This is a genomic window from Halomonas sp. GXIMD04776, assembly GCF_049808615.1.
GTDB lineage: Bacteria > Pseudomonadota > Gammaproteobacteria > Pseudomonadales > Halomonadaceae > Modicisalibacter.
Genome location: NZ_JBNCAN010000017.1, coordinates 84,585 through 105,554, shown reverse-complemented (window position 1 = coordinate 105,554; position 20,970 = coordinate 84,585). Strand labels below are relative to the sequence as shown.

The window sequence follows — 20,970 nt, the reverse complement described above, 5'->3', positions numbered from 1 at the left end:
CGCGATCTTTTCGAAGCCATTGGCCTGCCGGCACCTGCTGCATCACGCTTGTAGTGCCAATTTTGAAAAGGCGTTTCCAGGCTAATCAATAGATTACGCTTCTAACTGTCGAACTCGGGAGTCCCCATTCAGCCACGCGAATATCATCGAAGAGTCGATGCTGGCCGATCTGCGCGGTGGATTCAGCGCGGGAGGGTTGGATATGAGCTTTGGTGCAACCCTGCGCACCATGATCGATAATATTCGTCTGGAAACCGTGATGAATATCAGTCGGGCCGGCGCCAATATCGTCACACAGACGCTCGAGAACACCGCTATTCATGATGTTGCGTCGCACCCGCAACGGGTATCACAGGTGGGGCCGGGTACCGGTCAGTCCGTCGTTGAATTGACCCCACAAAGCGTCAATTTGATGGGGATGGAGAGTTTTCGGGGGCTGGTGGTGGAGGATGCCAAAGGCTTTACCGCGGCACTGCACAATCTTACCCAAGAAGCCATCTTGAGCACGGTCGTCAGCAATGCCTCGGGGCGGGATATCCGCCAGCAACTCGATGTCCGTCTGGATATCCACAACATGGAGGCGCTTCGTGCGGCTCAGACACGGACACGAATCGCCAATTCGCTAGGCTTTTAGATCGTTATGTACGTAGCGCTAGAACGCGTCCATACCGAAGGGAACGCGCAGCGTGAGCAAGGTATCGGGAGCATCCTCCGTAACCCCGAGTTCCAGACCAAGATTGATCGCAGTGTCGGGATTGACCTGATAGGACCAGCCCAGAAGCAGGGCTCCCACGTTAAGCGTACTGGACTCCTGTCGAGAAGAAGCGCCGGAAGTGACATCGATAAGCTCGGTTTCCGTTTCGTCGATGAAATCATTCTTGAAGCCTAAGGTGAAGGCGGCCTTTTCATTGATCGAATAGGCCATACCAAAACTCAGCCGTAGCGCATTGCCTGGATCCACCTCGCCGACATCGGTAGGCCCAACGCGTTCATTGATGTCGTCCTCCAGATTGAACAGATAGCCTACGTTGGCAAAGAATACTGCCGGATCAGAGGGATAAAGCATGGTCAGGCTCGGTTCGATGGAGTGAAACCCGGATCCCGTCGCCAACTCCTGCTCGATCCCATCGGCATCCCGCGCCACATCGAAAGGGCCATCACCGGTCACTGTCTTGTAACGCAGATTACCGATGAAATAGGGCCAGCCATCGCGTCCATCGTTGATCTGATAATGAGCCGCCAGCTCGATGTCCCCCAACCCATCACTGGAGATGTCACGCACGATATTGGTGCCCTCGGTGTCGGCGACTACCGCATTGAGAGTGTCATCCCGATAGACATAGGGCACCTTCAACTCGAGTTCGAGACGGTTGGTGATCCCCAGGCGTGCCGTCACCGAAGCGGTCCAGGTATCGCGATCCGCATCCTCGATATCGAAGACCCCTATCAGCAATGTGCTGAGAATCTCGATACCCCGGAAAGTGACGCGATTCACACTTGAATGGGAATATTGCAGTGCCGGTTCCAGTACCAGTCGGCCCTTGGGGGTCAGAACGCCCCCTATATCCGAGGGCACACCGCGGACTTCCGGCGGCGTGGTGGGGGTCGCAGGCGGTGCTTGTCCAACAGGCGTCTGTTGACCGGTTTCTTGCGCCAAGGTTGCTTCTGTAACCAATGCTGAGGCGATAACAAAGACAGCGGTTGTTCTGAGCATTGTTTTCATGTTCTCCGATCCTCACTCCTTTGTATTGATCTTAAAATTATTATGTAATTACCGTGCCCTTGTAGTTCATCTTTATTTGAATTTTAGTAGTATCTGTGCTTTTTAAAAGCAATTTCCTGTAAATAAAAAATTGTTATTTGGCAATTTTAATAGAGCAGACGAGTTCGTTATCGCGACAGCAACGGCAGATTTCGTGCTTGTCAATCAAGCGATAGAGCGTTACACGGGAGATATCGAGGTCTTTGGCGGTATTCTGAATACTATCCTTGTTACGCGCCAGTGCGGCCTGTATTACATCGCGTTCCGCAAGACAACGCGCCTGTTCCAAGGTTATCGCATGACGAGGATAGCGACGACGCTCCAAGCCAAGATCAATGGGTCGAATCAGGCGATGTTCACAAAGCACCATGGCGCGGCGAATACGATTGATGAGTTCACGCACATTACCTGGCCAGTGGTATTGCCTCAATGAAATGAGAGCATCATGGCTGAAAGCTCGAACCGTCATCGACTTCCTGTTCAGGAATTTTTTGAAGAAGTGGTTTGCCAATAACTCGATATCATCACCTCGTTCGCGCAGAGGTGGGATGTCAATTCGTATGACGTTAAGTCGATGATATAAATCTTCCCGAAAGCATCCACCTTTCACAGCCTCTTCAAGATTACTGTGCGTAGCAGAAAGGATGCGGACATCGACCGAAATTTCCTCAAGGCTACCCAGACGCTGGATTGTTCTATTCTCGATAAAACGTAGAAGATTGACCTGCATTTCGAAGGGTAGATCGCCAATCTCGTCCAAAAATAGAGTTCCCCCCGCAGCGGCCTCGATGCGGCCAATTCGGCGCGTGCAAGCTCCCGTGAAGGCGCCTTTTTCATGACCAAAGAGTTCTGATTGGATCAAGTTACCGGGTATGGCTCCGCAATTAACAGCAACAAACGGTTTTTCAGTGCGTGTGGATCGTTTATGGATAGCATGAGCCGTCAACTCCTTACCGGTACCCGATTCTCCACTGATGTAAATTGGAGCATCAACATTGGCCACCTTGTCAATCGTTTTAAAAAGCTTATGAATGGTCGAGGTGGCTCCTATTATCTCATGATCTTCAGGCAGGCTTTCATTAACACCCTCGACGGTATTCATGCAATTCAGGTATGCCATGGAAAGTGCATGATTGAGAAGGCATTCGAGTTGTTTGTGATCTATGGGTATAATGTGATAAGCAAAAAACAAATGATCTATCAAACGGCTTAATATGACGTTTTCTTGAAGATCACGATCGATAAGCGCTATCCACTTCCTGCTATCACCAACGAGGGTATTTTCAATATCAGTAATCTTTAAAAGATTTTCCGATGTCAGGTATAGCAGGCCTACGGCTGGGGAAGAATGTTCAGCCAGTATTGAAATCTGATAGATGTCATCGGCATGGTAAACTGACCAGCCATAGGCTTTCATCGCTTTAGATACTTGCTTCGTACCTATGGGAGGGGCACCGACGATCAGCAAGTCTTTTGACGTGTTCATTGGCGTCCTCATGGGGGGAATTTATTGTTATTTGGCTTATCCTTCCCTGTGATAAGCGTTTTTTCTGAACAAAAATGATCTCACCTTTCCATTAAATGCAAACCATTTTCTGTAGCAATAAGATTGAGAAACCATCTTCAACCTGTTTAACATTGTTCTTTTTACTGTATCTGTAAAGCTAGAATAGCCAAGATGTTTAGATGTTTTTGGAATATATAGATTAATAACCTATGTTAATTTTAATTTTATCTTTAATAATAAAAGCTTAGCATCGGCCATCACAAAATTTGTCATTACATTAGAAACATTTGTTAATTAATAATACTTAAATGAAGAAGCCCCGCCGAAGCGGGGCTTGCGATCCTGCTAAACGGCAGGGCTGTATTTATCAATACTGATAGACAGTTGCGCCGTTGCCACCGCCGGATTGATGGATGGTGGCGCTGTTGCCGTAGCCGTGCTGAGTAACAGTGGCACGATTGGTCATGAAGCTGCCAAAGCCATGGGCGCTTTGACGGATAGTGGCTTCGTTGCCGTGACCGGCCTGGAAGACATCGGCGACATCGTACATACCGTCTTGGAGGATGTCTGACTCGTTGTAGGTGCCCTTCTGCACGACCGTGGCATGGTTCTCACGATCCTGTGTAATGGACGAGTCGTTGGCGTATCCGGCCTGGAAGACATCGGCCATGTTTTCCTTGCTGTGCTGCGCGACCCTGGATTCGTTGAACTCGCCCTTCTGCACGATATCGGCGTTGTTCTTGTAGCTATACTGATTGATGCTGGACTTGTTGGCGTAGCCGGCCTGATAAACATCGGCGGAGGCCTTGATGCTGCTCTGAGTGATTTCGGACTCGTTATAGGTGCCCTTCTGCACGGAAACAACGTCGTTGCTGTAGCCGCCGCCCTGTTCTACATCGGACTTGTTGGCGTAGCCGGCCTGATAGATATTCGCATCGTTGTTAAAGACACTCTGGGTCACGTTGGATTCGTTATAGGTGCCTTTCTGCACGGAGACGATATCATTGTTGACACCGGACTGGACGGTCGCGGACTGGTTGGCGTAGCCGGCCTGATAGATGTCCGCCTTCACGCCGTCGAACATGCCGTGCTGCGTGACCTTCGACTCGTTGTACTGGCCTTTCTGTACGGACTTGGCGTCATCGTGGAGGCCGCCCTGCTTCGTTACTGACTTGTTGGCGTAGCCGGCCTGATAGACGTCGGCGGAACCAGAAAAGCCGTTTTGGTCGATTTTGACCTTGTTGTGCTGCCCTTTCTGCACGCTTGTCGCGTCATTTAAAAGGTTGGACTGATCCATGCGCAGTGTGTTTGCGGTACCGGTCTGGAACGCGTCGGCATAGTTGTGCAGGCCGCTCTGATTGACCTGGGCGTCGTTGTCACCGGCAATTGCGCTGGCGGAGAAAGCGACGGATGCTGCGAGTAAGGCTACTTTGAATTTCATGGTTGTTCCCTTCAGTTGGTTTTTACTTGCTTTTTTGCGCTTTTCAAGCGTCGTTATTGCCCTGCTTTGCGACATGACACTCTGTTTTAGAACCCTTTCCCTCGTGTAACCCACACGCCAGGTTCTTAGGATGTCACCGCTGAATTACCTGTACCTGCATCCGACCATTGGCGATCTGAGAGATGCTGACAGGCGTACTGCTCGTGCCTAGTTGGCGAATATCGGCTTTGCCACGAACGCCGTGTTGTTCGATGCTGGCTTGCTTACCGTGGCCACGTTGCTCGATCGTTGCGTCATGGCCAGATCCCGATTGGAGGATATCCGCACTGTTATAGCCGCCTAGTTGTAGAATGGCGGCGTTGTGCTCTGTTCCTTGTTGACGCAGCGTCGCACGGTTATGGACGCCCTGCTGTCGGATGGTTGCCATATTTCTTTGGCCATGCTGTACCGTGCTGGCATCGTTGCCATTATTCCGCTGTTCGGAACGCGCTGAGTTGCTGTCGGCGTAAAAGCCGGCACGGAGCTCGGACCCGATGGCGAGATCTTCTGCCAAGGCGTGCTGCGTCAGCAGACTCAATCCGATCATCACGGTGAAGGCTCTCAGGTTCATGACAGTCACTCTTCGTTTTCTAATGGTTACATATTGATACATAAAGAATCCGTTGCCATCAGAAGTTAAGATGAATCATAGGATGGTTAAAGCAGTGCCATTTAAAGGTGTTATGTTTACTTCATTAATCGTAGTTAATTAGTTTTTTGCTACTTTCATGCTCGCTCGGGCTGAGCGGCTTGCTCCAGCAAAAGACCCCGCCATACGGCGGGGTCTTGAAGTCTTCAGCATTCAAGTACTGAAGAAGTACTTCTTAGTTCTGGTAGACAGAAGCGTTATTGTAACCACCGGACTGATTGATGGTGGCGCTGTTGCCATAGCCGCTCTGAACGATTTCCGCGTAGTTACGCGCCAGCGTGCCCAGGCCCGCAGCACTCTGATTGATGGCAGCGTAGTTGTCGTAGCCTTGCTGATGGATATCGGCTACGTCATTGATGCCATGCTGTGAAATCTCAGCGACATTGTAAGTGCCTTTTTGGGTGACCTTGGCAGTGTTGTCACGACGAGTCTGCTCGATAGAGGAGTAGTTGTCGTAACCTGCCTGATAAACATCGGCCCTGTTCTTCATGGCAGACTGGGTCACTTCAGAGGTATTGAATTCACCCTTCTGAGTGATATCAGCCACGTTCTTGTAGCTGCTCTGGGTGATGCTGGATTCGTTGGCATAGCCGGCCTGGTAGACATCAGCAGAGGCCTTGATACCCTCCTGAGTGATTTCCGAACTGTTGTACTGTCCTTTCTGGACAGAGACAGCTTTATTGCCATAGCCGTCACCCTGGGTGATGCTGGATTCGTTGGCGTAACCAGCCTGGTAGACGTCCGCCAGGTTACGATTGCCGCTCTGGGTGACGTCGGAGCTGTTGTACTGCCCTTTCTGTACCGAAACGGCGCTGTTGCCTTCTCCGCCTTGGGTGACTTCCGACTCGTTGGCGTATCCAGTCTGATAGATATCTGCCTTACCCATCATGCCACTCTGGGTGACATCGGAACGGTTGTATTGACCCTTCTGTACGCTCACGAGATGGTTGTCGTAACCTTCTTGTGTCGTGCTCGAATCGTTGGCGTAACCGGTCTGGTAGACATCCGCTGATTCGTGCGCGCCACTCTGATCGACGTTAGCGTTGTTGTGCTGTCCTTTCTGCAGCAACTCCACGCTACCATTCCAGCCGGATTGCTGAAGGTGCGCGGTATTGGCGTATCCCAGCTGATGGGAGTTGAGCACGTTCTTTTGCCCACTCTGATCGACGGTCGCGTCGTTTTCTGCGGCGATGGCGCTGGCTGAGAAAGCTACGGAGGCGGCCAGTAGTGCTACCTTAAATTTCATAGTTCCCTTCCTTTTTTGAATGTTGCTATGTATTCCATGGTGTTAAAGATAAAGACTCGATCAAAGACCGAGCTTTTTCTTTAAATTCAAAGGAGAATATCCCTTTAGTCTGAAAGCCAAATTCAGCTTTCATTCATGTTGGTCAAATATCGACCGAATAAATAATAAAAGTATTTTTATTTTGTTCTCTCATTATTGCGACCAGCACTCTTCGAGAGCTGTATTCTTAAGTTACAGTCTTGACACAAAAAGAAACCTCAACAATAGGAAGATAACTTTATTTACATGTATTAACGAGATGACTTTTTTACAGACCGATAGTATTAAAAACACAATGTTAAATAATTTAATTTATTAATTTTTTTCAGCGGGAGGGTGGCTCCCGCATGGTGCGAAAGAAAGGGAGTGGCAGGACAAAAAAGGCGCCCATCAGGGCGCCTCGGTAAAAGGAATGCAATACAGGCAAGCCTAGAGTAATGGTGTAGGCGCCTCTAGATAGGTGCTGAGAATCGGGTTTTGAACCTCGTTGGGATCTGCCAATGACCAGAGCTGATCGCGAACGCCCCGTGCAATCAAATGAATGACCGACGATTCGATGGCGGACATGACGGCCAGTTGTACCGGCTCATTGTTGGTATAACCGACTTCCCCCTCCAGCAACCGCTTGAAGTCGATGAAGCGATAGACGCCGGCCCTTAGCTCGTGTGAGAAGACGGTCTTGCTGGTCGTCACATTACTGAGGACCTCACCGGTGGCAATGTCCACTGCACGCAGATTAACGGTCACCTGGTCGACCTGGTATTTGCCCGAGGCGCCGATCCCAAAATATTCTGCGCCTGCCCCGCCGGTGCGAATATTCGATTCATAGGCGATGATGCCGCCCTCGAGCAGAATACGGGCTGCATTGAGTGTTTCCAGCGCTTCTGGCCGGCCAAGGCGTTCCAGATTGGCGCGAATGATCTTGCGTTCGGTCAGCAGATTCTGTAGCCCTACGCGTTCAAGAGGAATGAACCAGCCGGAATCCGCCAGAGCGGCGCTGAGCATGGCGGCTCCACCCTGGGTGACAGCGGTTGAGAAGGTGCTCGCCGGTTGAGGCTTGTACTGGCCGGTCTGATCGCGGAAATCATAGACGGCGGCATAGATCTTGGCACTTGGCCTGGGCAGACTGATCAGGTCGCCGTAGGTGCCGGAACGCGGCATCAAGGTGGCCGGGGCGCTTTCCAGCCCCTCGGCGTGATTGACCATGCTGGTGCAGCCACCCAGTGCCAGCAGGGAGGTCACCAGACAGATTCTTAGAAATTTCATTTTGGCTCCCCTGGGTTAGAAATTGGGACTAGCGCCACCAATGTTGACACTCGTGATCTCGCCGGTGGCGCGATCCGTGATGATCAACTTGTATCCACCATTGCCTAGGCTCTCGACCTGAAAGCGTAGATTGGGGCTATCGATGGTGCTGAAACTCCCTGACTCGCCGTCTTTTGCAGCCTGAATAGCATCATCGAGGCTTTCATAGACGGTTTCTTCTATCTTGAACTGGTTGGGGGAGAAATCGCCAAAGTCCGGTGCATCCGGGTCTTCGTTATTGTCCTGGGATTGCGCCTTGTTGAGCAGATAATTGCCCACCAGGGGGTCGCCACCGAAGGAAGGGTTGATGGGTCGATAGACAAGCTCCCCGGCCTGAGCACCTGTAGAAGCCAGTGCCAAGGACAAGAGCCAATATGGAAGTCTCATAGGTTATCCCCTGCGTTATAGCGTTTTGCGTAGTCGATGGACGACGGTTCAGAATTCGTCGTCCGCCAGATCCCCATCGGATTGCAATGCCTGGGAGACCTTGCTTTTCAGTACCAGTTGTTCCACTTGTCCCACTGCGGCCTCGGCGTATTGATCTACGTCACTTAACCGGGGTGGCAACGTGGCCTCGAAAAGAATACGTGTGCCTTCGGACACCCACACGATGCTCCCCCAGCGTGCGGAAGGACGCTCGTGTATGGCCAGGCTGGTATTACTGAGAATGACACTATCCAGACGTAACTGACTGAACCTCTGGAAAAACGTCTTACCGATCATGGTGATGGTGCGATCCACCAGCAGGCCGGTCAGTGCCGGCTCGGCAGGCGTCAGCGTCTCGCTGGCCGGGCCGTCATCCCCCTCGGGCCTGTCGTCGGCAGAAGCCGGTATGCCCGCCTCTGCAGGCTGAACGGCCTCATTCGGAGCGGGTATCGATTCCGCCTGGGCCTGCTGTAATCCCATCAGCAGGACAACGGCAATCACCTTTGGCTTCAACAGCATGACGTGCCTCAGCGCCTTGGGGATTTCTGATGGCTGGGGGGTGGTGCGCCCAGATTCTGACGTGCCCAATTCATGGCCTGGATGCGGTTGTGGACCTTGATCTTGCGAAAGATGTTGTAAAGGTGAGACTTCACCGTATGCTCACTGACAAACAGTTTATCGGCGATCTCGGTATTGGAAGCCCCGGAGCCGAGCAGACCGATGATCTCCAGCTCGCGATGAGTAAGCCCGCAGACCGGACGATAGGCATTGAGCTGCTGGCGGCGATAGAATTCGATCAAGCGGGTCATCAGCGAGCGCGACATCCACAGATCGCCCTCGAGTAGAGCTCCAATGCCTTTACAGATCAGTTGCAGGCTATCGCGTCGATAAAACACGCCCTGCAGGTGAAGTGATGCGAGGACGTCAGCGGCGTGGTCCTCGTCGCGTAGATTGAAAGCAGCCAGGGTCATCGATAGGCGTTCGGCAGAGCGCCCGTGCCACTGCTGCATACTGCTTTCATCGACGTGATCGGCATCGAGCAATACCAGAATGCTGTCATTTTCCAGGTTGTCGACGGAATCCTGGGGACTGACCGCTGTGATCTGACAGTCCAGTTGCTCAGCGATATAATCCATGAAGAGCTGGGACTGGGGATTGCAGTCTGTCACAAGTAATATCAGAGAATTTTCATGTTCCATGCGTTTGCTCCAAAAGTCTGTCGTAGGTTGTAAGGCGTTGAGATGCCTCTACATCCATGCGGAGGATTGAGATAGGGTTACCTTTTTTCGCTTCATTGTAAAGTTAAGTTACAAAAATGTGTATATTCTTTTTTCTCATAAAAACCATTCCATTTATCCAATAAATGAATAAAACTATGTATAATCAATAAGTTAGAGTTATTCTTGGAAGTATCTAACAGGAAAAAGGTTCGTTACCTACAATAAAAACAGGCTAGTAGTATTTTTTATCTAGGAAGTTTTAGTTTTTTTTCGATTAATTTTTTAATGCTTTTATAAAATCGCTCCCTTGAATTGTGGGACGATGCAACGCCTGATATCTCCTTTCCCGAACAGGCGTTGAGCACTTAAAATGAATTAGCTTTTTTAGGAGGCGCCTTGGTGAGTGCTCGTCAGGCAATGGTATTGGCCAGTAATAACCCTGGAAAGTTGAGAGAATTCAGTACGCTATTCGAACCCTTGGGCATTGCGTTACATTCACAGACGGAATTCGCGTCATTCGAAGTCGATGAGACGGGTTCGACATTCGTCGAGAATGCACTGCTCAAGGCCCGCGAAGCGTGCCGTATTAGTGGGTTAATGGCACTGGCCGACGATTCGGGTCTGGAGGTCGATGCCTTGCAGGGTGCCCCGGGGGTCTTCTCAGCGCGTTATGCGGGGGAAGGCAGCAGTGACGAGGACAACAATCGCAAGTTACTCGAGGCGATGGACTCAATACCCGAAGGTCAACGAACAGCACGTTACTGGTGCGTGCTGGTGCTGTTGCGTCATGTCGATGATCCGGTCCCGCGCATTGTGCAGGCCAGTTGGGAAGGTGAAATTCTCGCTCGCCCTCGAGGAAAAGGCGGTTTTGGGTACGATCCTCTGTTTTGGGTTCCGGAGAAGGCCATGAGCGTTGCCGAACTCAGCGCACAAGAAAAGAATCTCTTGAGCCATCGCGGCCGCGCGCTCCAAGCCCTCATCGAGCAGTTACGCTAATGATGAAATTGCCGCCCCTCGCGCTTTATGTGCACGTGCCCTGGTGTGTGCGCAAATGCCCCTATTGCGACTTCAATTCCCATGGAATCGACCGCTCTCGGGAACTGCCCGAGCGAGCCTATCTAGCGGCTCTATTGGCCGATCTGGAAGAAGAGTTGACGCGGATCATTCCTCGAGAACTGGTCAGCATCTTCATCGGTGGTGGTACCCCCAGCCTGATGTCATCCGACTTCTATCGTCATCTACTCAAGGGGGTCGACGAACGCCTGGAATTAGCGCCTGATTGCGAAATTACGATCGAAGCGAATCCCGGGACCTTGGAGCAAGGACGCTTCGGGGGGTATCGCGATGCCGGTATCAACCGCTTATCGCTTGGAGTGCAGAGTTTTCAGCCCGAGCAATTGAAAGCGCTGGGACGTATTCACGATGGTGAGCAGGCCTATAATGCCGTGAACAGCGCCCGTAGTGCAGGGTTCGACAATCTGAACCTGGATTTGATGCACGGCTTACCCCAGCAGGATGTAGCGTTGGCCCTGGCGGATATCGAGCAGGCGCTGGCCCTGACTCCCGAACATCTCTCCTGGTATCAGCTGACACTGGAGCCCAATACCGAGTTCTATTCTCACCCACCCTCCTTGCCCGGAGACGAGGTTCTCTGGGATATACAGGATGCGGGACATGAACGGCTTGAACGCGCGGGGTTGTTGCGCTATGAGATATCCGCCTATGCGCGCCAGGAGCGCCGCTCGCGACACAATCTCAATTATTGGCAGTTTGGCGACTATATGGGTATCGGTGCCGGTGCCCACGGCAAGCTGAGTCGCTGGTCGGAGAACGGAGGGCTGATTGTCGAACGCTACTGGAAGAGCCGCCAGCCGGCGTCATATCTGCGTCGCCATCATGATCCGAGAGGATTTTTGGCCGGCAGTCAGCGAGTCGCCACTTCTGCCTTACCTCTCGAGTTCGCCATGAATGCATTACGTTTGGTGAACGGTGTATCACTTCAGCAGTGGCCTCGAACAAGTGGTCGTCCTGTCGAGGAGTTGGAAAATAAGCTAGTGCAAGCTCGTGAAAAAGGATTGTTGATAAATGATCCTTTACGCCTAAAAGCATCACCCAAAGGTCTGTTATTCTTGAACGACCTTCTCGCCTCGATAAGCGACAGCTGACGGCTGGCGTGAAGTTGATGAGCCGTCGATGACTATCAAGGAGTTTCATAAGAAATGAGTAAGCAATTCTGGCTGGCCCTACCTCTGACAGCCGCTATAGCAGTCACTGGTTGCACCACGACCAATCCCCAAAGTGGTGAAACACAGCGTGCCAAGGCAACTACGGGTGCGGGTATCGGCGCTGCAGTGGGTGCTATAGCGGGCGCCTTGAGTGGTGATGGGAGTTCCAGTCGACGTGATCGCGCCTTGATCGGTGCTGCAGCAGGTGCCGCTGCCGGCGGCGGAATCGGTTATTACATGGATCGCCAGGAGGCGCAATTACGCGACCGGCTACAGGGTACCGGGATCGGGGTAGAGCGAGAGGGCGACAACATCGTTCTCAACATGCCCAGCGGTGTCACCTTTGACTTTGATTCCAGTGAGCTCACGGGGGCGGCACGTCAGGCGCTCAACGATGCCTCTGCAGTCATGCGTGAATATCCCGAAACGCGTATCACCGTGGCAGGCCATACGGATAGCAGTGGTGCCGAGGACTACAATCAGCGTCTTTCTCAGCGCCGTGCCGACGCGGTGGGAAATTACCTGATGCAAGGTGGTGTTGCGCGTCAACGTCTCAACATTGTCGGCTACGGTGAAAATCAGCCGATCGCCAGTAATGCCAATGAGCAAGGACGGGCGCAAAATCGTCGTGTCGAGATTACCTTGGCGCCTACTCAACAGCAGTAATGGCCCCTTGCTCGCGGCTATTTTGTCACGAGTGTTCGAAGACCAGCCCGTTGCGACACCGCGACGGGTTTTTATTTCGGAAGAATGCCCATGCTCGCTTATCAGCATGCCTATCATGCCGGCAATTTTGCGGATGTTCATAAGCATTTGATACTTTTCGCGGCACAACGCAACCTTTTACGTAAAGAAACGGCTGTTACGTATGTGGACACGCATGCCGGTCGTGGCAACTACCCTCTGGCCGACGCCGAGACGCAGAAGCTTAAGGAGTATGAGAAAGGAGTTTTGCCGCTTTGGCGAACACGCGCAGCGCTGACTAACAGCGATGGCAGCGAAAAGGGCCTGATACATGAATGGCTTGGCGAGTTGGCCAAGGCACAAGGTGTCAACAGAGGGCAATTGACACATTATCCCGGCTCTCCGTGGTGGCTAGCCCAAGCCCTTCGCCAGCAGGATAGACTTCATCTGTTCGAACTGCATCCCGGTGAACAGCAGCATCTCGAAGCTCAGCCGTTGCCCTCCAACGCACAACGTTACCGTGCTGACGGCTTGTTGGGGCTGCGAGGCATGTTACCCGTTGCCACGCCTCGACTTTGTGTTTTGATCGATCCCAGCTATGAGCGCAAGCAGGAATACAACGAGGTCGCCGAGACCCTCGCATTCGTGGCTCGAAAGGTGCGTCATGCGGTGGTGCTGGTGTGGTATCCGCTACTGCCCGCCGGAAGACACCAAAGCCTGCTTGATGACGTCAAACAGGCTGGGCTACGCAAACTCTGGTGCAGTGAATTAAGGCACCATGCGCCGGGACAGGAACATGGCATGTATGGCAGCGGCCTGCTGCTGTTCAATCCGCCCTGGGGACTGGATCGGAAGATCGAGAACGCTATGCAGCGAGTCGTGACCTGTCTGGGTGGCGAAGCTTGCCACAGAGGATATTGGTGGGTGGGAGAGTAGTGTTTGCCTATCAACGCTGCTTCACCTTCGGATTCAAACGACCACGCCCACGCTCAGGCACCAGGCGATTGAAATAAAGAAAGCCGAATGCCAGCCATCCCAAGGTCAGCGCCGCGGTCAGACCAAGTACGGTCAGAGGGCCAAACTGGGCGATCAGGGGCAATGCGGCAGCGGTGAACAGACCGCCTCCAACGACAGGTTCGAACAGCAATTGTTTATAGCCGAAGCTTTCCATGGCACCGGATTCATTCTTGGGATCTGCTACACGCATCAATAGGATGCCGGTGACGGTAACCCCCATGGACTGACCCATATCGCCGATCCCTCGCTCGAACCAATTCTCGGGAATGATTCGGGGCGCAATCACCAAGAGTACGAACAATACCCAGGCAATGCCCGTCAAGGCGAGAAGCAGGAAAGGCACCAGGTATTCACCCAAGGCCGTGAGAGATAGGGTGGCCAGCGCGGCGACTATCGTGTAATCCAGAGCCGTGCCGGAAATGCGACTCATGGTGCGTGCCGAGATGTGTCTTTCCCAACCGCAGCGCATGACGATCAGTTGAATGATGACACCGCCGATCATGGCAATGGGAAACAAGGGCACATGCTCCATGATCTCGATGCCACCACCGCTTGCCCAGGTGACATCCTCGATCCATTGCAGCGCTTTCAGGATCAGCCAGCCGATGACGATCGCCACCCCGACCAGCCCAAGATGAAAGCTGAGTGGGTCGGTGGCGCTGGACTCGTGCTCCAGATCCTGCTTGAAAGCCGCGACCTGATCAGCGCTGGGTTCATGGGACCTGGTCTGCGTCGACTCCTGCTCGAGGGAGGTGAGAATGCCTCGCCGGGCCGCAATGTTGATCAAGAGAGTACCGATCAATACCCCGGCAACGATGCCGATCGTTGCCATGCCGAGGGCTAGGTCGGCGCCTTCCTCGAAACCCAACTCGGTGAAGGTACCGGCCATGCCCGCCGCAGTCCCATGACCACCTTCGAATCCCATCTCGATCAATGCGCCAATCATGGGATTGACACCGAACACCGGGGTCAGAACCAGCAGTGCGAGGGAGAGGCCCACCACATATTGACCCCAGGCCATGGTTTGGCCAACCACCACCTGTGGACCCGCCCGCATCCATATCTCGCGCAAGCCCGGCAGCGGTTTTCCCAGAAACAGCGCGGCAAAGACGACGGAGATCAGTAGGCCGGGCATGTCCAGCCAACTACTGTAGATATAATTCGGAAAGATGCCTTTGCCATTCTCGAAAGGCGATCCAGCGAGCGCACCGAGTACCGCCGGTCCGGCAAGGAGCGCAAGTACCCCGCCGATCACCGAGCTGGGCAAGAAGATGGCTCGCATCCAGCGCACATGAGCTCTGATGATCGCACTGAGCAGCAAGATCATGCCAATGATCATCAAGGCAACGAATAGCTCGGCAACCGACATGATGGAACTCCTTTTCCACGTACGACGACTCCTTCATCGTCGCAAATTGAATCCGTAAAATTAAGGAATTCTTTGTAAAGTAGAATATGGGCGTAAAAATACCAACCGCTGTTCAATCGTCGAGGTACCGGTCATCAAGGTGACTGGCCGTTTTCCGCGTCATTTTCCGATGCAGAACTCTCCGAAGATCTTGCCCAGCAGATCATCGGCGCTGAATTCACCGGTAATTTCTCCTAGCGCCTGCTGTGCTTCGCGCAGGTCTTCAGCGAGGAGTTCGCCCGCACCATGGCCCTGTAGTTGCGCTGTACCGTTAGTAAGCGCTAACTCCGCACGATTCAAGGCGTCCAGGTGACGGCGGCGCGCCGAAAAACGCCCTTCCGTCGTGGCGCTGTAGCCCATGATGGTTTTCAGATGCTCCTTCAAACTATCCATTCCCGCCCCCGTCTTGGCCGACAGGCGTAGCGTCGGTGGCGTCGTGGTGGCATCGAGGCCCGCGGGTTCATGGCTGGTATCGATCTTGTTGCGGATCAGTGTCAGGCGTTGGGGATCGGGCAGACGGGCAACGAATTCAGGCCATATCACCATGGGATCCAGTGCCTCGGTGGCGGCGGCATCCACCAGCAACAACACGCGATCCGCCTTTTCGATCTCCGCCCAGGCGCGGGCTACTCCGATCCGTTCCACCGCATCCGGAGTGTCGCGAAGCCCCGCCGTATCGATAATATGCAGTGGCATGCCATCAAGATGAATGTGTTCACGCAGTACATCCCGCGTCGTGCCCTCGACCGCGGTGACGATAGCGGTTTCCTGCTCGGTCAAGGCGTTGAGCAAGCTTGATTTACCAGCATTGGGACGTCCAGCGATCACCACGTTCATGCCTTCCCGCATCAATGCACCCTGGCTTGCGGACTTACGTACTTCTTCCAAGGCCCCCTGGATGGCCGCAAGTTGCTCAGCAACCCTGCCATCAGCGAGAAAATCGATCTCCTCGTCCGGGAAGTCGATAGCCGCCTCGACGTAAAGACGCAATTCGATCAATTGCTGCACGAGCGCTTCCACACGCCGTGAGAACTCTCCTTGCAATGAGCGTAGCGCATTCTCTGCCGCCGCCTGGGAATTGGCCTCGATCAGGTCGGCTATTGCCTCTGCCTGAGCCAAATCCAGTTTATCGTTGAGAAAGGCGCGCTCGGAGAACTCCCCAGGGCGCGCGAGCCTGGCGCCAAGCTCGACGCAGCGAGCCAGCAATAGATCCATGATCACAGGTCCACCATGGCCCTGTAACTCGAGTACGTCTTCGCCAGTAAAGGAATGGGGCCCCGGAAAGTACAGCGCGATACCCTCATCGAGAGGACGGTTCCTCTCCGCCATGAACGGACCGTAACGAGCGTGACGAGGCGCTGGGCGCTCACCTAGCATTGCTTCGGCGATCGATGTACAGGCAGGGCCCGAGACGCGAATGATGCCGACACCACCGCGTCCAGGGGGAGTTGCCAAGGCGGCGATGGTGTCCTGTGCATAGAGCCGGCTATCACTCATGGGATGGCCTTTATGAGGGAAGCGGGAGTGGTATGGGAAGCAAAAACGCCAGCCCCCAGGATACAATGAGGGCTGGTTTAAAAAGTAAGTGCTTACTTCGCTGGAGTACTTCGGCTAGTGGAAGGATCGCTCTCAATCTTGCGGGTGATGATCCACTGTTGAATGATCGAGATAGTATTGTTGACGATCCAGTAAATGACCAGGCCCGCCGGGAACCAGAGGAAGAAGAAGGTGAAGATGATGGGCAGCATCTTCATGATCTTGGCTTGCATGGGATCCGGAGGTGTCGGGTTGAGCAACTGCTGAACGAACATCGAGATACCCATCAGAATAGGCAGCACGAAGTAGGGATCCTTCATCGATAGATCATGGATCCACAGTATGAAGGGTGCATGGCGCAATTCCACAGATTCCATCAGCATCCAGTACAGAGCAATGAATACCGGCATCTGGATCAGGATGGGTAGACAGCCTCCCAGAGGATTGATCTTCTCTTTCTGGTAAAACTTCATCATCTCCTGAGACATCTTTTGGCGATCGCTGCCAAACTGCTCCTTGATGCGCTGCATCTCGGGGCCGAGCTTGCGCATCTTGGCCATCGACTTGTAGGCGGTTGCCGAGAGCGGGAATAGCACGATCTTGACGATCACCGTCAGCATCACGATTGACCAGCCCCAGTTGCCAAGTAAGCCATGGATCTTGTCGAGCAGCCAGAACAGGGGATTAGCGAGAAACCATAGCCAGCCAAAGTCCACCGTCAACTCCAGGTAAGGCGCCACAGCCTCCAGGCGCTCCTGAATCTTGGGCCCCATGTAAAGCGTTGCCTCGAGGTCGGCTTCTCCTCCCGGCGAGATGCTTTCGACCGGCCCGGCAAAGGCGGCGACATTGCGCCCCCGTGAATCGGTGGTGGCGTAGTAGAGGTTCTGCTGGTTCTGGGATGGCGCCCAGGCAGAGGTGAAGTAGTGCTGGATCATGGCCACCCAGCCACCCTGGACATCACGATTCTTGAAAGCGCCTTCCTGTATATCGTCGAAATCGATCTTCTCGTAATGGTTGTCCGGAGAAGAATAGGCGGCACCGAGATAGGAGCTCATGCCAACGCCACCGCCCGATGATGGGTCCGGGCTGCCATCTCGGGCCAATTGACCAATGAATCGCGCGGTCACCGGAGCATCACCTGCATTGGCCAGGTGATAAGAGACATCGACTGCATAGTTGTCACGATGGAACGTGAAGCGTTTGATGACCTCCACTCCCTTGATCGTGGCAGTCAGGTTGACGGTGACCGCCTCGTCTTCCTGATCGAGACGATAGGAGGTTCGTTCTGGGGTAAAGGCGATACGGCCATCATGGCCCTCTAGCTGCAGGCCAGACTTGGCAACATAGCTGCGTGCATCGTTGTCCGATAGCAGGACGAAGGGCTGCTGCGAATCCAGACTGTATTGGTGCTCAAGCAGCGCAGCATAAACGATGTCGCCTCCCTGAGGGTCGATGCGCACATCAAGCACGTCCGTAGCGACGCTGATCAAACTTCGGCGATTGTTTGCCTCACTCTCCTCCGGCATGGCGTTGCCCGCGGGCGAGCCGGTGTCGGCGGTCGGCGCCGCCAGGCCCTCTTCACCTGTATTTCCTGAGCCATCAGCATTGCCCGAGGCGTCATTGCGTGGCGCCTCGCTGACGGTTGGTGAACTGGGCTGTTCACCAAGCTGACCGTAATCCTGATTCCACTGGACGACCAGTAAGTAGGCAAGGACCGCGAGTGGAATCAGCAGAAGTAGTCGTTTTACATCCATGAGGGATCTGCCCAATAGGGTGATGGCGTATTCCAAGCGCTGTCGTACTGGTTCAAACACCACCGTCGCGGTGTTTTAGCACGACATGTCGCTGGTTTGACTCGATCATTACGGCGAAGTGGTGATCGAATGCCGGCGCGCTTCTTTCTCCAGGCGTCGCCACATGCCGTGAAGCTGACGCTGCATCGTCGCGTTATCCACATCAGTGACACCGCGGCGCGCAAGCAACACGACATCCATGGCCGGCAGTCGATGTTGCTGCAGGCGCACGGACTCGCGTGCAAGACGCTTCAAGCGGTTACGGTCAACGGCACGGCGAATATTCTTCTTGCTGAATACAAATCCTACACGGATATGGCCGAGCGAGTTGCTTCGGGCCAATGCCAGAAGTCCTTTGCCATGTACCTTGTATTCAGCCAGATCGAAGACGTGGCGGTAGTCATGAGCAGACAACAGACGCAGGGCGCGAGGAAATGTCTGAGAAGACATTCGCGACAACCGTTGTTCAGGCGCTCAGACGCTTGCGACCTTTGGCACGACGACGCGCCAGGACTTGGCGGCCGCTCTTGGTAGCCATGCGTGCACGAAAGCCATGGACGCGCTTGCGCTTGAGCACGCTAGGTTGAAAAGTACGTTTCATATCAGCTGCTTCCCACGTAATAGAGTGAACTAGCAATTATAAAGCTGCCCGAGCTTCTGAAGAGACGCCCGAGCAGATTCATTTCAAGAGCGAGAATTCTAGTGAATTCACTCGTCTTGTGCAATTTTTCCGTTGCTTGTCCACACCCCAACACAGGGTCTGTGGTCGGTAACGGCATTCCAGATTGCTCATCAATCAATCCTGGCTCCGATAGTTGGAATCGGTGCCTCGGAATCAATAATTACAAGATATGAACTTCTTTACTGATGCTGTTATTAATACTGTGGGTAATAATTGTGGATAAATAGTTTTTTTATATGATAATCAATTATTTAATAAGATATTAGTTCTGTGGAATTAATGGGATGAACCTTTGTGCAATATGGAGATAAGCCTGTGTATATAGCTGGGATTATCCACAGCCAAGGTTTGTGCACATCTTCAAGCAATGGATATCGACATTGTTACTCTCTTGTTATCCACAGGATCGATCAGCGCTAGGCGTGTGGATAACTAGGCTGCTGAGCGCTACAATATCGAGCCATTCGCAACCTGGACAGTGAGGTCGTGTGTCACTCGCACTTTGGCAGCAGTGTCTGAATTACTTGCAGGACGAATTGAATTCTCAGCAATTCAATACCTGGATCCGGCCTCTCCAGGCAGAGGATGGAGAGGCTAATGAATTGAGTTTGCTGGCACCCAATCGATTCGTACGCGATTGGGTGAGCGACAAATATTTGAAACGTATCAATGAATTGCTGCGTGAATTGTCGCCATCCAAGCCGCCCAAGGTGTCTCTTTCGGTCGGGAGCCGACGTGCGGCGCCCAGGCCCCAGACGCGTGAATTGGGTAATCCTGTCTCTGCTGGTCGTCTTTCCAAGGCATCGGCTCCGGCAGTGCATACGCCGTCAAGGAGCGATTATGCCGATGAACAGGAGCTTGAGCAGTCTAAAAGTGAACCCGTGCCCCGTGATGGGGCAGGCGCTCGGCAAGTTCAAGTTGAAGGTAGTCTCAAGCATCAGAGCGGTCTCAATCCCAATTTTACCTTCGATACGTTTGTTGAGGGTAAATCAAACCAGTTGGCCCGCGCAGCTTCGCGGCAGGTATCCGAAAATCCTGGCGGAGCCTACAACCCGCTGTTCTTGTATGGTGGAGTTGGGCTGGGTAAAACCCACTTGATGCATGCAGTAGGCAATCAGCTCGCCTCCAAGCGAGACAATGCCACAGTGATCTATCTTCATTCAGAGCGTTTTGTGGCGGACATGGTAAAGGCGCTGCAGCTCAACGCTATCAATGACTTCAAACGCTTTTATCGAAGTGTTGATGCCTTGCTTATCGATGACATCCAGTTCTTTGCTGGCAAGGAGCGCTCTCAGGAGGAGTTTTTTCATACCTTCAATGCTTTGTTGGAAGGGGGTCAACAGATGATCTTGACCTCTGATCGCTATCCTAAGGAAATCAGCGGTGTGGAAGAGCGGCTCAAATCGCGGTTCGGATGGGGGCTGACCGTCGCCATAGAGCCTCCTGAGCTCGAGACGCGGGTAGCCATCCTAATGAAGAAGGCCGATCAAGCGAAGGTTGAATTGCCCCATGATGCTGCTTTCTTCATTGCTCAGAAAATTCGCTCCAACGTCCGTGAGTTGGAAGGGGCGTTGAAGAAAGTCATTGCCGATTCCCATTTCATGGGTAAACCGATTACTCAGGATTTCATTCGAGAATCGCTCAAAGACTTATTGGCGCTTCAAGACAAGCAGGTGGGTGTCGATAATATTCAACGCACCGTGGCCGAATATTACAAGATCAAGGTCGCCGATCTGCTTTCCAAACGGCGTTCTCGTTCGGTAGCACGGCCACGACAAGTCGCCATGGCGTTGGCCAAGGAGTTGACTAACCATAGTCTACCGGAGATTGGTGATGCTTTCGGCGGGCGAGACCATACGACAGTGTTGCACGCTTGTCGCAAGGTCAAGGCGCTACAAGAAGAGAGTGCGGACATTCGCGAAGACTACAAGAATCTATTACGGTCGCTGACCAGTTAATGATGCGAACCGGAATCAGACACTGCCGCTATC

At 53.1% G+C, this 20,970-nt stretch carries 20 protein-coding genes; 6 read left to right on the top strand and 14 right to left on the bottom strand.

The window, feature by feature from the left end; all coding sequences use genetic code 11:
• Nucleotides 1-202 precede the first annotated feature (202 nt).
• Nucleotides 203-634: a hypothetical protein gene (locus tag ACPF7Z_RS12775; protein WP_425193634.1), complete on the top strand. Its 432-nt coding sequence runs from the start codon at nt 203-205 to the stop codon at nt 632-634.
• A gap of 18 nt (nt 635-652) precedes the next feature.
• Here ACPF7Z_RS12775 and ACPF7Z_RS12770 read toward each other — a convergent pair whose 3' ends face one another.
• From ACPF7Z_RS12770 to ACPF7Z_RS12730, 9 genes are all read right to left on the bottom strand, one after another.
• The gene (locus ACPF7Z_RS12770) at nt 653-1,657 is read right to left on the bottom strand and encodes a transporter (protein ID WP_425193633.1); all 1,005 of its coding nucleotides are present in this window, start codon (nt 1,655-1,657) and stop codon (nt 653-655) included.
• A 199-nt stretch (nt 1,658-1,856) separates the two neighbouring features.
• Nucleotides 1,857-3,248: a sigma 54-interacting transcriptional regulator gene (locus ACPF7Z_RS12765; RefSeq protein ID WP_425193632.1), complete on the bottom strand. Its 1,392-nt coding sequence runs from the start codon at nt 3,246-3,248 to the stop codon at nt 1,857-1,859.
• Between the two features lie 388 nt (nt 3,249-3,636).
• On the bottom strand, nt 3,637-4,710 hold the full coding sequence (locus ACPF7Z_RS12760) for a hypothetical protein (RefSeq protein WP_425193631.1): 1,074 nt from the start codon (nt 4,708-4,710) through the stop codon (nt 3,637-3,639).
• 133 nt (nt 4,711-4,843) lie between these two features.
• Complete coding sequence (locus tag ACPF7Z_RS12755; protein WP_425193630.1) at nt 4,844-5,320, bottom strand: hypothetical protein; 477 nt, start codon at nt 5,318-5,320, stop codon at nt 4,844-4,846.
• A 253-nt stretch (nt 5,321-5,573) separates the two neighbouring features.
• Entirely contained in the window at nt 5,574-6,644 is a 1,071-nt protein-coding gene (locus ACPF7Z_RS12750) for a hypothetical protein (RefSeq protein ID WP_425193629.1), read from the bottom strand.
• Between the two features lie 468 nt (nt 6,645-7,112).
• Nucleotides 7,113-7,949 (bottom strand): CsgG/HfaB family protein, encoded by an 837-nt coding sequence (locus tag ACPF7Z_RS12745; RefSeq protein ID WP_425193628.1) that lies wholly within the window; start codon nt 7,947-7,949, stop codon nt 7,113-7,115.
• Nucleotides 7,950-7,964: 15 nt separating this feature from the next.
• Complete coding sequence (locus tag ACPF7Z_RS12740; RefSeq protein WP_425193627.1) at nt 7,965-8,375, bottom strand: curli assembly protein CsgF; 411 nt, start codon at nt 8,373-8,375, stop codon at nt 7,965-7,967.
• 48 nt (nt 8,376-8,423) lie between these two features.
• Nucleotides 8,424-8,933, bottom strand: coding sequence for a CsgE family curli-type amyloid fiber assembly protein (locus ACPF7Z_RS12735; RefSeq protein ID WP_425193626.1), 510 nt, complete (start codon nt 8,931-8,933; stop codon nt 8,424-8,426).
• A gap of 8 nt (nt 8,934-8,941) precedes the next feature.
• Nucleotides 8,942-9,613, bottom strand: a complete 672-nt coding sequence (locus ACPF7Z_RS12730) for a LuxR C-terminal-related transcriptional regulator (protein ID WP_425193625.1) — start codon at nt 9,611-9,613, stop codon at nt 8,942-8,944.
• Nucleotides 9,614-10,033: 420 nt separating this feature from the next.
• On the opposite strand from ACPF7Z_RS12730, the gene rdgB reads away from it, so the two are divergent.
• From rdgB to ACPF7Z_RS12710, 4 genes are all read left to right on the top strand, one after another.
• Nucleotides 10,034-10,630: an RdgB/HAM1 family non-canonical purine NTP pyrophosphatase gene (gene rdgB / locus ACPF7Z_RS12725; RefSeq protein ID WP_425193624.1), complete on the top strand. Its 597-nt coding sequence runs from the start codon at nt 10,034-10,036 to the stop codon at nt 10,628-10,630.
• Nucleotides 10,630-11,799 carry a radical SAM family heme chaperone HemW gene (hemW, locus tag ACPF7Z_RS12720; RefSeq protein WP_425193623.1) on the top strand — a complete coding sequence of 390 codons (1,170 nt, stop codon included), beginning with the start codon at nt 10,630-10,632 and terminating at the stop codon, nt 11,797-11,799. The genes rdgB and hemW overlap by 1 nt, the downstream gene beginning before the upstream one ends.
• A gap of 54 nt (nt 11,800-11,853) precedes the next feature.
• Nucleotides 11,854-12,525: an OmpA family protein gene (locus ACPF7Z_RS12715; RefSeq protein ID WP_425193622.1), complete on the top strand. Its 672-nt coding sequence runs from the start codon at nt 11,854-11,856 to the stop codon at nt 12,523-12,525.
• 90 nt (nt 12,526-12,615) lie between these two features.
• Complete coding sequence (locus ACPF7Z_RS12710) at nt 12,616-13,479, top strand: 23S rRNA (adenine(2030)-N(6))-methyltransferase RlmJ (RefSeq protein WP_425193621.1); 864 nt, start codon at nt 12,616-12,618, stop codon at nt 13,477-13,479.
• Nucleotides 13,480-13,489: 10 nt separating this feature from the next.
• Here the strand turns inward: ACPF7Z_RS12710 and ACPF7Z_RS12705 are convergent, their stop codons facing one another.
• From ACPF7Z_RS12705 to rpmH, 5 genes are all read right to left on the bottom strand, one after another.
• On the bottom strand, nt 13,490-14,929 hold the full coding sequence (locus ACPF7Z_RS12705) for a sodium/glutamate symporter (protein WP_425193620.1): 1,440 nt from the start codon (nt 14,927-14,929) through the stop codon (nt 13,490-13,492).
• A 159-nt stretch (nt 14,930-15,088) separates the two neighbouring features.
• Entirely contained in the window at nt 15,089-16,465 is a 1,377-nt protein-coding gene (gene mnmE, locus ACPF7Z_RS12700) for a tRNA uridine-5-carboxymethylaminomethyl(34) synthesis GTPase MnmE (RefSeq protein ID WP_425193619.1), read from the bottom strand.
• A 92-nt stretch (nt 16,466-16,557) separates the two neighbouring features.
• Entirely contained in the window at nt 16,558-18,258 is a 1,701-nt protein-coding gene (gene yidC, locus ACPF7Z_RS12695) for a membrane protein insertase YidC (protein ID WP_425193618.1), read from the bottom strand.
• Nucleotides 18,259-18,366: 108 nt separating this feature from the next.
• Nucleotides 18,367-18,747, bottom strand: a complete 381-nt coding sequence (gene rnpA, locus ACPF7Z_RS12690; protein WP_425193617.1) for a ribonuclease P protein component — start codon at nt 18,745-18,747, stop codon at nt 18,367-18,369.
• A 16-nt stretch (nt 18,748-18,763) separates the two neighbouring features.
• The gene (gene rpmH / locus ACPF7Z_RS12685) at nt 18,764-18,898 is read right to left on the bottom strand and encodes a 50S ribosomal protein L34 (protein WP_425193616.1); all 135 of its coding nucleotides are present in this window, start codon (nt 18,896-18,898) and stop codon (nt 18,764-18,766) included.
• A gap of 569 nt (nt 18,899-19,467) precedes the next feature.
• Here rpmH and dnaA point away from each other — a divergent pair.
• The gene (gene dnaA / locus ACPF7Z_RS12680; protein ID WP_425193615.1) at nt 19,468-20,937 is read left to right on the top strand and encodes a chromosomal replication initiator protein DnaA; all 1,470 of its coding nucleotides are present in this window, start codon (nt 19,468-19,470) and stop codon (nt 20,935-20,937) included.
• The last annotated feature ends 33 nt before the right edge of the window (nt 20,938-20,970 follow it).